Annotated in this window: 11 protein-coding genes and 1 pseudogene; 5 read left to right on the top strand and 7 right to left on the bottom strand. The window is 70.7% G+C overall.

What is annotated here, in order from left to right:
• The 4 genes and pseudogenes from CCN39_RS36210 to CCN39_RS36195 all read left to right on the top strand — a co-directional run.
• Window positions 1–264: pseudogene (locus tag CCN39_RS36210) on the top strand (hypothetical protein); the annotation flags it as partial.
• A gap of 219 nt (window positions 265–483) precedes the next feature.
• Entirely contained in the window at window positions 484–1,065 is a 582-nt protein-coding gene (locus CCN39_RS36205; protein ID WP_086849774.1) for a hypothetical protein, read from the top strand.
• Between the two features lie 84 nt (window positions 1,066–1,149).
• Entirely contained in the window at window positions 1,150–1,797 is a 648-nt protein-coding gene (locus tag CCN39_RS36200) for a class F sortase (protein ID WP_086849772.1), read from the top strand.
• 80 nt (window positions 1,798–1,877) lie between these two features.
• Complete coding sequence (locus tag CCN39_RS36195; RefSeq protein WP_086849770.1) at window positions 1,878–2,681, top strand: VOC family protein; 804 nt, start codon at window positions 1,878–1,880, stop codon at window positions 2,679–2,681.
• A 48-nt stretch (window positions 2,682–2,729) separates the two neighbouring features.
• On the opposite strand, the gene glpK is transcribed toward CCN39_RS36195, so the two are convergent.
• The gene (gene glpK, locus CCN39_RS36190; RefSeq protein WP_086849768.1) at window positions 2,730–4,244 is read right to left on the bottom strand and encodes a glycerol kinase GlpK; all 1,515 of its coding nucleotides are present in this window, start codon (window positions 4,242–4,244) and stop codon (window positions 2,730–2,732) included.
• Between the two features lie 34 nt (window positions 4,245–4,278).
• Entirely contained in the window at window positions 4,279–5,028 is a 750-nt protein-coding gene (locus CCN39_RS36185; RefSeq protein ID WP_208630536.1) for an MIP/aquaporin family protein, read from the bottom strand.
• A gap of 235 nt (window positions 5,029–5,263) precedes the next feature.
• Here CCN39_RS36185 and CCN39_RS36180 point away from each other — a divergent pair, with 235 nt between their 5' ends.
• Window positions 5,264–6,997 carry a glycerol-3-phosphate dehydrogenase/oxidase gene (locus CCN39_RS36180; RefSeq protein WP_086849766.1) on the top strand — a complete coding sequence of 578 codons (1,734 nt, stop codon included), beginning with the start codon at window positions 5,264–5,266 and terminating at the stop codon, window positions 6,995–6,997.
• 25 nt (window positions 6,998–7,022) lie between these two features.
• Here the strand turns inward: CCN39_RS36180 and CCN39_RS36175 are convergent, their stop codons facing one another.
• The 5 genes from CCN39_RS36175 to CCN39_RS36155 form a co-directional block, all read right to left on the bottom strand.
• Window positions 7,023–7,553: a GNAT family N-acetyltransferase gene (locus CCN39_RS36175; protein WP_086849764.1), complete on the bottom strand. Its 531-nt coding sequence runs from the start codon at window positions 7,551–7,553 to the stop codon at window positions 7,023–7,025.
• A 67-nt stretch (window positions 7,554–7,620) separates the two neighbouring features.
• Entirely contained in the window at window positions 7,621–8,010 is a 390-nt protein-coding gene (locus CCN39_RS36170; protein ID WP_086849762.1) for a DUF1707 SHOCT-like domain-containing protein, read from the bottom strand.
• Between the two features lie 7 nt (window positions 8,011–8,017).
• Window positions 8,018–8,554, bottom strand: a complete 537-nt coding sequence (locus CCN39_RS36165) for a DUF1707 SHOCT-like domain-containing protein (protein ID WP_086849761.1) — start codon at window positions 8,552–8,554, stop codon at window positions 8,018–8,020.
• A gap of 58 nt (window positions 8,555–8,612) precedes the next feature.
• On the bottom strand, window positions 8,613–10,406 hold the full coding sequence (locus CCN39_RS36160; protein ID WP_086849759.1) for an acetyl/propionyl/methylcrotonyl-CoA carboxylase subunit alpha: 1,794 nt from the start codon (window positions 10,404–10,406) through the stop codon (window positions 8,613–8,615).
• Between the two features lie 106 nt (window positions 10,407–10,512).
• On the bottom strand, window positions 10,513–10,788 hold the full coding sequence (locus tag CCN39_RS36155; RefSeq protein WP_167455284.1) for an SAV_915 family protein: 276 nt from the start codon (window positions 10,786–10,788) through the stop codon (window positions 10,513–10,515).
• Between the last annotated feature and the right edge of the window lie 163 nt (window positions 10,789–10,951).

Genomic DNA, 10,951 nt, shown 5'->3' with positions numbered 1-10,951 from the left:
GCGCCGGCCGCGGCCGCGTCGGCGATCGTGCAGCCCGCGAAACCGGGCGTCTACCAGGTGTCGTTCTCCTGCGGCGGCGCGAACCTGACCACCAAGTTCACCGTTCTGGGTGAACGTCGTCAGGTGGCGAAGGTGCCGTCCGGGGCACCGCAGACCGGTGGCGGTGCGGCCGGGCACGGACCGCTCGCCGCCGCGGGCGCGATGGGCGTGCTGGCCGCCGGCGGTGGCGGTCTCGTGCTGGCGAGTCGATCACGGCGACGCTGACTCACTGATTTCCCGAACCGGAAGCCGCCTCTCGGGGCGGCTTTTTCCATGGGTGCCGGAAACATCTTTTCGCGACGCATTCGTGACCTCCGGGCGCAACCAACCGCAGGTGGAGACGTCCTTGGAAGCGTAGGTGGGGGCTGGGGCCGAAGCAGGGGGAACTGCGAACGGTGTCCGTCGCCCGTTGTTTTCCGATCCGGAATTCACAGGGGAGAAAGAATGAAGAACACCGTTGTCGTCGCGGGCGTTGCCGCGGCTTTCCTGGTCCTCGCGCCCGGCGCCGCGCTCGCCACCACGCCGACGGGCGCGCCCGCGACCCCGTCGACGAGCACGATCCGGACCGCGCCGCCGTCCCCGACCGGCATGCCGTCGGCCTCGGTCCCGCCGAGCCCGACGGGCCGGATCACCCGCCCGATGACCTTGTCCCCGGCCGGGGGAGTGCCCGGTGCGCGCATCGGCCTCGACTGGTCCTGCCGGACCCGCGAACCCGCGGAGAAGGTGTCCGTGCAGTCGGAGGCGCTCGCCTTCGACCCGCGTCGCAACTGGGACGTCGGCACCGTGAAGGACGTCAAGCCCGGCAAGTACGCCGTCACGCTGTCCTGCGGCCCGGAGCGCTCCACGGCCTGGCTCGCGGTGCTCCCGGCGGCCAAGCAGGTCGCCAAGGTGCCGTCGGGCGCGCCGCAGACCGGGGGCACCGACGGCCCGGTCGACGACTCCGGCTTCCCGGCCGCGGCCGCCATGGGCGCGCTGGCCGTCGGCGGGACCGGGCTGGTGCTGGCGCGGCGGGCGCGCCGTCGCTGACCCGAGCACGGAGGTAACGTCGGGGGCTCAACCGAACGAACCACCCGGACGTGTGAACTTGCAGGCGCCAGTCAGGGGGAGAGCATGACCAGGAGGATCACGAGCAGACGGGGTGTCCTGATCGCCGTCGTCGCGGCGTTGCTGGCCACCCTGGTGGTGCTGGCGCTGACGCTCGGCGGTGGCCCCGGCCCGGGCACCGCGCAGCCGCCGCCCGCGCAGCCGGTCGCGGTCGTTCCCGAGTCCCCGGCGGACAGCCAGGACGCCGTCGCGGTGCTGCCGAAGTCCGAGCCCGTTTCGATCGACATCCCGAAGATCGGCGCGCACTCGTCGCTGGTCCCGCTGGGGCTCAACCCGGACAACACCGTCGAGGTGCCGCCGGTGACCACGCCGCTGCAGGCCGGCTGGTACACCTACGCGCCGACGCCGGGCGAGGTCGGCCCGGCCGTCGTCCTCGGGCACGTCGACGGGAACCACCAGAAGGGCATCTTCTTCCGGCTCAAGGAACTGGCCGCCGGGGACCGCGTCTCGATCGCCCGCAAGGACGGCACCACCGTGGTGTTCGAGGTGACCAAGGTGCACCAGGTGCCGAAGAAGGACTTCGAGCGCGAAGGCGTCTACGACGACACGGCCGATCCCGAGCTGAGGCTGATCACCTGCGGCGGGGTCTTCGACCGGTCCGCGCACAACTACGTCGACAACATCGTCGTGTACGCCCGCCTGGTCCAGGCCTGATTTTCGGTTTTTGTCGGTGCCCGGTGCAACACTGTGCCGGTCGTCACCAGCGGCGGCACGGACGAGGGTTGGGAGTCGGCATGGTGTTCCGGGACGAAAGATGGCCCGACGGTACGCCCAGCTGGGTGGACCTGATGGTGCCCGACCAGGAGAAGGCGATCGCCTTCTACAGCGGCCTCTTCGGCTGGACAGTGCATCCGGGCGGTGCGGAGACCGGTTTCTACGGCATGGCGGAGCTGCGGGGCCGCCCGGTCGCCGGCATCGGCCGGACCCCACCGGGCCAGGACGTCCCCGCGGCCTGGACGACCTACCTCGCGGTGTCCGATGTGGACCGCACGGCCGCGGCCATCACCGAGGCGGGCGGGCGGATCGTCGTGCCGGTGATGGAGGTGATGAAGGCGGGCCGGATGGCCGTCGCGGCCGATCCGGCGGGCGCGGTCTTCGGGCTCTGGGAGGCCGGCGACCACATCGGCACGCAGGTCACCGCGGCCCCCGGCGCGCTGGCCTGGAACGAATGCCTGAGCCGGGACTACGCGGCCGCGAAGCCGTTCTACGAAGAGATCTTCGGCTACGGCTTCCAGGACATCTCCGGCGACGACTTCACGTACGCGGTGGTGCTCATCGACGGGCGCCCGGTCGGCGGGCTCGGTGGGGTGCCCGCATCGCTGCCACCGGAGGTGCCGTCGTACTGGTCGGCGTACTTCTGGGTGGCGGACGCCGACGCGGCCGCGGCCAAGGTGACCGAGCTCGGCGGCCGGGTCGAGGGCAAACCCTTCGACTCGCCGTACGGGCGGCAGGTGCGGGTCGCCGACGACCAGGGCGTGCCGTTCATGGTCATCGCCCCGAACGCACAATCCGGCGAGCCGGAGGGCTGGGAGGTGTGACCGGGCAGGCCGGGAGCGCCATGAGGCGGCACCCCCGGCCGTGGCCGGTCAGTCCTCTTCGTCGACCCAGTCGAAGGTCTTGGTGACGGCCTTCTTCCAGTTGCGGTACTCGCGCTCGCGGCGGGCGTCGTCCATCGACGGCTCCCACTGCTTGCCCTGAGCCCAGTTGGTGCGGATGTCGTCTTCGGACTTCCAGAACCCGACGGCGAGGCCGGCGGCGTACGCGGCACCCAGCGCGGTGGTCTCGTTGACCACCGGGCGGATCACCGGCACGCCGAGGATGTCGGCCTGGAACTGCATGAGCAGCTCGTTGACGACCATCCCGCCGTCGACCTTGAGCGCCTTCAGCGGCACTCCGGAGTCGGCGTTCATCGCGTCGAGCACCTCGCGCGTCTGGAACGCGGTCGCCTCCAGCACCGCGCGGGCGAGGTGTCCTTTGTTGACGAACCGGGTGAGCCCGACGATCGCGCCGCGAGCGTCGGATCGCCAGTAAGGAGCGAACAGACCCGAGAACGCCGGGACGAAGTACGCGCCGCCGTTGTCCTCGACGCTGCGCGCGTGCTCCTCGATCTCGGCCGCGGTCGTGATCATGCCGAGGTTGTCGCGCAGCCACTGCACCAGCGAACCGGTGACGGCGATGGAGCCTTCCAGCGCGTAGACCGTGTCGTTCGAGCCGATCTTGTAGCAGACCGTGGTGAGCAGCCCGTTCTGCGACATCACCTTCTCGGTGCCGGTGTTGAGCAGCATGAAGTTGCCGGTGCCGTAGGTGTTCTTGGCCTCGCCGGGCGAGAGGCAGGCCTGGCCGAACGTCGCGGCCTGCTGGTCGCCCAGGATGCCCGCGATCGGGACGCCGGCCAGCGCGCCCTTCTCGCGGACCTTGCCGTACTCCTCGGACGAGGAGCGGATCTCCGGCAGCATCGAAAGGGGGATGCCCATCTCGCCGGCGATCTCGGTGTCCCACTGCAGGGTGTCGAGGTCCATCAGCATGGTGCGGGAGGCGTTGGTCGGGTCGGTGACCTGGACGCCGCCGTCGGCCCCGCCGGTCATGTTCCACAGCACCCAGGTGTCCATGTTGCCGAAGATCAGGTCACCGGCCTCGGCCTTCTCGCGCGCGCCCTCGACGTTGTCCAGGATCCACTTGACCTTGGGCCCGGAGAAGTACGTCGCGAGCGGGAGGCCGACCTTGTCGCGGTAGCGCTCCTGGCCGCCGCCGAGGTTGCCGAGCTCGGTGACGATCTTGTCGGTGCGGGTGTCCTGCCAGACGATCGCGTTGTACACCGGCTTGCCGGTCGTCTTGTCCCAGACGAGCGCGGTCTCACGCTGGTTGGTGATGCCGACGGCGGCGATGTCCTTGGCGGTGATGTCGGCCTTGGCCAGCGCGCCCGCGGCGACCCGGCGGGTGTTCTCCCAGATCTCTTCCGCGTTGTGCTCGACCCAGCCGGCGCGGGGGAAGATCTGCTCGTGCTCGCGCTGGTCGACGGAGACGACGCGGCCTTCGTGGTTGAAGATCATGCACCGGGTGGACGTGGTGCCCTGGTCGATCGCTGCTACGTACGAAGTCATGTGTGCTCCCGGAAATTCGCGTCGGAGGAGGCGATCAGGTCAGGTTGTGGACGACGAGGTAGAGCAGGGCGGCGATGGCGCCACCGGCCAGCGGGCCGACGACCGGGATCCACGAGTAGCCCCAGTTGGCGTTCGCCTTGTTGCGGATCGGCAGCAGGAACGCGTACGCGATGCGCGGGCCGAGGTCGCGGGCCGGGTTGATGGCGTAGCCCGTCGGCCCGCCGAGCGAGGCACCGATCACCAGCACCACGAACGAGACGCCCGCGTAGCCCAGCGCGGAGTTGCCGAAGTTCGGCGTGCCGCCGTCGCCGGCGGCGTACACCGGGCTGAGCAGGATCCACGCGACCAGGACGAACGTGCCGATGATCTCGGTGACGAGGTTCCACGCCGTGTTCGGGATCTGCGGTCCGGTGGAGAAGATGCCGAGGGTGTTCTCGGGCTCGGGGTGGTCGTCGAACTGCAGCTTGTAGGTGGCCCAGCAGAGCACCGCGCCGATGATCGCGCCCGCCATCTGCCCGATGAAGTAGAACGGGACGTCGGCCCACGGCGTCTTGTCGGCGATGGCGAGCCCGAGGGTCACCGCCGGGTTGAGGTGCGCGCCGCTGGGCGCGGCGATGCTGGCACCGGTGAAGACCGCGAAGGCCCAGCCGAGGTTGATGAACAGGAATCCCGCGTTGTAGCCGTTGTTCTTGCGCAGCACGTGGTTGGCCACCACGCCGTTGCCGAGCAGGATCAGCGTCGCCGTTCCCAGTAGTTCCCAGACGATTATCGCTCCAGCACTCACCGCTGCACCTCCACACTGGACACTCTGCGCAGGGTCGATCACGGCGTGCCACGGCACCGTTGCCGACCCACGTCCGCGCGACGTTACCGGGGCGTAGAAGCTACTTCCAAGCACCGGGCAGCCGAATCTTTTCAAGATCGCGGAGGGTTACGCCACAAGTGTCATCCGTGGACGGGCGGATGATCACCGGGTCGTGCGATGCTGGAAGCCTCGCCGGCACGAGGAGGAATGTCACGTGGCGCAGCACGCAGCGGAGACCAACCCGGCTCGACTGGGCCCGGTCAAGCGGGAAGAGACGTGGCAGCGGCTCGGCAAGGAGACGTTCGACCTGGTCGTCATCGGCGGCGGCGTGGTCGGGGCGGGCACGGCGCTGGACGCCGCGACGCGCGGGCTGCGGGTTGCGCTCGTCGAGGCCCGCGACCTCGCGTCCGGGACGTCGAGCCGGTCGAGCAAGCTCTTCCACGGCGGCCTGCGGTACCTGGAGCAGCTCGAGTTCGGCCTGGTCCGGGAGGCGCTGCGCGAGCGCGAGCTGATGCTGACGACGATCGCGCCGCACCTGGTGAAGCCGGTGAGCTTCCTCTACCCGCTGACGCACCGCGTGTGGGAGCGCCCGTACACCGCGGCGGGCCTGCTGATGTACGACACGATGGGCGGCGCCCGCAGCGTCCCGGGTCAGAAGCACCTGACTCGCGCCGGCGCGCTGCGGATGGTGCCGGCGCTCAAACGGTCGGCCCTGATCGGCGGGATCCGCTACTACGACGCCCAGTCCGACGACGCCCGCCACACGATGACGGTGGCCAGGACGGCGGCGCACTACGGCGCGGTCGTGCGGACGTCGACCCAGGTCGTCGGCTTCCTGCGCGAAGCCGACCGGGTGTCCGGCGTGCGCGTGCGCGACGTCGAGGACGGCCGCGAAACGGAGATTTCGGCGGCCGCGGTGATCAACTGCACCGGCGTCTGGACCGACGAACTCCAGCGCCTGTCGGGCGGCCGCGGCCGGTTCCGGGTGCGGGCGAGCAAGGGCGTGCACATCGTCGTCGCGCGCGACCGGATCGTCTCGGAGTCGGGGATGATCCTGCGCACCGAGAAGTCGGTGCTGTTCGTGATCCCGTGGCGCAACCACTGGATCGTCGGGACGACGGACACGGACTGGAACCTCGACCTGGCCCACCCGGCGGCGACGAAGCACGACATCGACTACATCCTCGAGCACGTCAACACGGTCCTCGCGACCCCGCTGACGCACGACGACATCGAAGGCGTGTACGCGGGCCTTCGCCCCCTGCTGGCGGGGGAGAGCGAAGAGACGTCGAAGCTGTCCCGCGAGCACGCGGTGGCTCGGGTGGCCCCCGGGCTGGTCGCCATCGCGGGCGGCAAGTACACCACCTACCGCGTGATGGCCGCGGACGCGGTCGACGCGGCCGCGGTGGACCTGCCGGGCCGCTCCCAGCCGTCGATCACGGACAAGGTCCCCCTCTTGGGCGCGGACGGCTACCACGCGCTGGTCAACCAGGCCGACCACCTGGCCGCCGAGCACGGCTTGCACCCCTACCGGGTGAGGCACCTCCTGGACCGCTACGGCTCACTGGTCCACGAGGTCCTGGCCTCGGCGGAGGGCCGCCCGGAGCTGCTGAAGCCGATCGAACACGCCCCGGACTACCTGGGCGTCGAGGTCGTGTACGCGGCTTCGCACGAAGGGGCGCTGCACCTGGAGGACGTCCTGGCCCGCCGGACGCGCATCTCGATCGAGTACGCGCACCGGGGGGTGGACTGCGCCGAGCAGGTGGCCACCCTGGTGGGCGAGGTCCTGGGCTGGTCGCCCGAAACGGTGAAGCACGAGATCGAGGTCTACCGGGCCCGGGTGGATGCGGAGCGCAGGTCCCAGTCCCAGCCGAGCGACGAAGCGGCGGACGCGCTGAGGTCGGCGGCACCGGAGGCCCGCGCGGGCATCGTGGAGCCGGTGAGCTGAAGTCCGGCGTGGGATCCGGTGGCGGTCAGGAAGTGCGGTGCCACCGGATCAACCGCTCACCCGTGGGCGCTCGTTCCGCCTCCGGGCCGACCAGCGTGAACCCGCAGCGTTCGGCCACGATCGCCGAGGCCGCGTTGCTCTCCTCGTACCGGTAACTCACCTCGGTCAGCCCCAAGCCGCCGAAGCCGAACCGCAGCGCCGCGTTCAACGCCGTCGTCGCGATCCCCTTGCCGCGCTCCGCCGGGTGGACCCAGATCGTCGCCTCCGCGTACGACGCGTCCAGGTTCAGCTCCCGCAACCCGACCTCGCCCAGCAGCCTGCCGGAGGTCGGCTCCGCGATCGCCCACGAACAACGCTCGTCGCCCGCCCACTGGGCGGCTCGCAGGGCCACGTACTCGGTGGCCTCGTCCAGCGTGCGCAGCCGGTAGTTCAGGACGTACTTGCGGTGCGTCGGGTCGGCGAACGCCTCCATCAGCAACGGGCGGTCATCGATGTGACGGTCGGCGCGCAGCTGGCGCAGGTAGTACGTGCCCGCGTTGATCTCCACCGGTTCCACTCCACCCAGCCTAGCCAGGCCGCAAGCGAGCCGCCCCCGGCCCGGCGGCCAGCCGCCGGAGCAGGGTTCAGCGGCGGCGGCGCATCCCCGCCATCGCCGCGACCACCAGCGGCAACGCCACCGAGATGATCAGCAACCGGCCCCGGGACAGGATCAGCACCGCGATCGCCAGCACGATCGCGATCGGCACCGCGCTGCGGGTCAGGAAGTTGGCCAGCGGGCTCTCGCCGGACCTCACCGGGACCCCGGGCGCGGAAACCCCGTTCAGCAACGCACTCGGCCGAGGCGACGGCAGGTCGTCGAAGAGCGGGACGAGCTCGCTGACCCGCCTCGCCGCCGTGACCTTCGCGGACCTCGTCCCGTACTCGTCGATGTCCAGCCGGCCGGTGCGGACGTGTTCCTCCAGGACGTCCAAGGCGTCCTGGCGTTCCTCGTCGCTCAACCGCATGTCGCCCACGGCGGGATCAGCGGCCCAGCTCGCGCCGGTAGGAGTCACGCAGCTCGCGGCGGCGCTCGCGGTCGCGCAGGTGCCGGTCGCGGCGGTCGTGGTGCCGCTGGTCGTGGTTCCAGTCGTGGCCCCACATCGACTTGCCGAACACGGTCAGCCCGATCGGGACGAAGATGATCGGCCAGGCCAGGACGCCCGAGGCGATCAGCGCGATCGCCGCGATGAAGGCCAGCGGCACGATCGCGGCGAGGAACCGCTGCGGCGGCGACCAGTTGTCGGGTGTCCCCGGCGGCCGTGGCGCGGGCGCGGCCGCCGGCTCGGGCGGCGGCGCGACGGCCTGGGGGACGTCCTCGTACGCCGGGTGGGGAGCCGGCAGGTCCGCGAAGATCTCGCCGAGCTCGCCGCGCGTCTTGGCCGCGGTGATCCGGGCCGAGCGCTCGCCGTACTCGTCGATGTCGATCCGTCCCGCCGTCATGTGCTCGCCGAGCGCGGACAGCGCGGACTCACGGTTCTGGTCGCTGATCCGCAGCTGCGGAGACGGGACTTCGGTCACGTAGTCGATGGTAGGCCGCTCCGGGGGCGGCCCACCACGACATCTGTAACGAACCGTGCTACTTGATCTCGAGCAGCTGTGTGCCTTGCGTCACGGCGGCGCCGACCTCGACCGAAAGCCCGGTGACGGTGCCCGCTTTGTGGGCGGTGACCGGGTTCTCCATCTTCATCGCCTCGAGGACGACGATCAGCTCACCGGCTTCGACCGCCTGGCCCTCTTCGACGGCCACCTTCACGATCGTGCCCTGCATCGGCGCCATGACGGCGTCGCCGCTCACCGCGGCCTTGGTGCCGCCGGCGCGCTTGCGCGGCTTCGCCTTGACGGCGGTGCCGCCCCCGCCGCCGCCTTCGAGCGCGAACCCGCCCGGCAGCGACACCTCGAGCCGGCGCCCGCCGACCTCGACGACGACGTTCTGCCGCGGTTCCTCTTCGGCGGCCTCGACGTCCGGCGCCACGAACGGCTCGATCTTGTTGTCGAACTCCGTCTCGATCCAGCGCGTGTGCACGCTGAAGCCGTTCTCGTCGCCGATGAACGCCGGGTCGTCCACGATCACGCGGTCGAACGGCAGGACCGTCGCCATGCCTTCGACGACCATCTCGGCGAGGGCGCGGCGGCTGCGCTCGAGGGCGTTGGTGCGGTCCGAGCCGGTGACGATCAGCTTGGCCAGCATCGAGTCGAACTGCCCGCCGATGACGCTGCCGGATTCGACGCCCGAGTCGACGCGCACGCCCGGCCCGCTCGGCGCGACGAACTTCGTCACCGTGCCCGGCGCGGGCAGGAAGCCGCGGCCGGCGTCCTCGCCGTTGATGCGGAACTCGATCGAGTGGCCGCGCGGTTCGGGGTCGGAGGTGATCCGCAGCTTTTCGCCGCGCGCGATGCGGAACATCTCGCGCACCAGGTCGAGCCCGGTCGTCTCCTCCGACACCGGGTGCTCGACCTGCAGCCGCGTGTTGACCTCGAGGAAGGAGATCGTGCCGTCGACCGCGACGAGGTACTCGACCGTGCCGGCGCCGTAGTAGCCGGCTTCCTTGCAGATCGCCTTCGCCGACTCGTGGATGCGCTTGCGCTGGTCGTCGCTCAGGAACGGCGCGGGCGCCTCCTCGACGAGCTTCTGGTGCCGGCGCTGCAGCGAGCAGTCGCGGGTGCCGACGACGATCGCGTTGCCGTGCATGTCGGCCAGCACCTGCGCCTCGACGTGCCGCGGCTTGTCCAGGTACCGCTCGACGAAGCACTCGCCGCGGCCGAAGGCGGCGACCGCCTCGCGGGTGGCGGACTCGAACAGCTCGGGGATCTCTTCGCGGGTGCGGGCGACCTTGAGGCCGCGGCCGCCACCGCCGAACGCGGCCTTGATGGCCACCGGCAGGCCGTGCTCGTCGGCGAACGCGACGATCTCGGCGGCGTCCTGCACCGGCTCCTTCGTGCCCGGCACCAGCGGCGCGCCCGCGCGCATGGCGATGTGGCGGGCGGTGACCTTGTCGCCGAGGTCGCGGATGGCCTGCGGGCTCGGCCCGATCCAGGTCAGCCCCGCGTCGAGGACGGCCTGGGCGAAGTCCGCGTTCTCGGAGAGGAAGCCGTAGCCCGGGTGCACCGAGTCGGCACCCGACCGCTTGGCGGCGTCCAGCAGCTTGTCGAAGTTCAGGTAGCTCTCGGCGGCCGTCGTGCCGCCCAGCGCGAAGGCTTCGTCGGCCAGGCGCACGTGAGGCGCGTCGCGATCCGGATCGGCGTACACCGCGACACTGGCCAGGCCAGCGTCCTTCGCGGCTCTGATGACGCGTACCGCGATTTCGCCACGGTTGGCGACCAGGATCTTGGTCACCGGACCACCCGTGGTTTCGCCGACCTGCTCGGCCACCCCGCACCTCCTGCGTCCGACAGCTGCATTGCTGACCGCCCACGCGGCATCTGGGAAGTCTACGGATATGACGTCGGGAGTCTCTTGAGTGAGAGCTGAACCACGCTCAGACGTGGTGGCGCAGCTCCTCGGGCAGCGGCGAATCGAGCACGATCACGTCGTACGGGTTCGCCGAGTGCACCTTCGGCAGGTGCTCGGTGTTCACCAGGACCCACGGCTGGTGCTCGCCGCAGCAGTCGATCAGCCGGTCCAGCGCGGTGAAGGCGACCAGCGCGGTCCGGCCGTCCGGCGTCCGGCGCAGCTCGATCGACGCGCCTTCGGTCTCGGTGCTGACCGGGCCGGTCGGGAGGTACAGGGCGGGCGGCAGGTTCGGGTTCGTCACCGGGACAACATAGACGGACACCCTCCGCTACCCGTGACCCCGTCGGGTTGAACCCGCCACATCGCGACGGGGCGCTGCCGACGCGTGGTCGCGAAGCGGCTTACGCTCTGCCTTATGCGGACTACGGCAGCGCGGACGCCTCGGTCGGCGCTGCTCACCGCGG

Source organism: Amycolatopsis kentuckyensis (genome assembly GCF_002155975.1).
GTDB lineage: Bacteria > Actinomycetota > Actinomycetes > Mycobacteriales > Pseudonocardiaceae > Amycolatopsis > Amycolatopsis kentuckyensis.
Note: the sequence above shows the minus strand (reverse complement) of the source record. Positions and strands in the feature narration are given on the sequence as shown.

What these genes read in the sequence shown, in the direction of transcription:
- CCN39_RS36195 (WP_086849770.1), top strand. Translation starts at nt 1,878, where the DNA reads ATGGTGTTCCGGGACGAAAGATGGCCCGACGGTACGCCCAGCTGGGTG.
- CCN39_RS36205 (WP_086849774.1), top strand. Translation starts at nt 484, where the DNA reads ATGAAGAACACCGTTGTCGTCGCGGGCGTTGCCGCGGCTTTCCTGGTC.
- glpK (WP_086849768.1), bottom strand. Translation starts at nt 4,244, where the DNA reads ATGACTTCGTACGTAGCAGCGATCGACCAGGGCACCACGTCCACCCGG.
- CCN39_RS36200 (WP_086849772.1), top strand. Translation starts at nt 1,150, where the DNA reads ATGACCAGGAGGATCACGAGCAGACGGGGTGTCCTGATCGCCGTCGTC.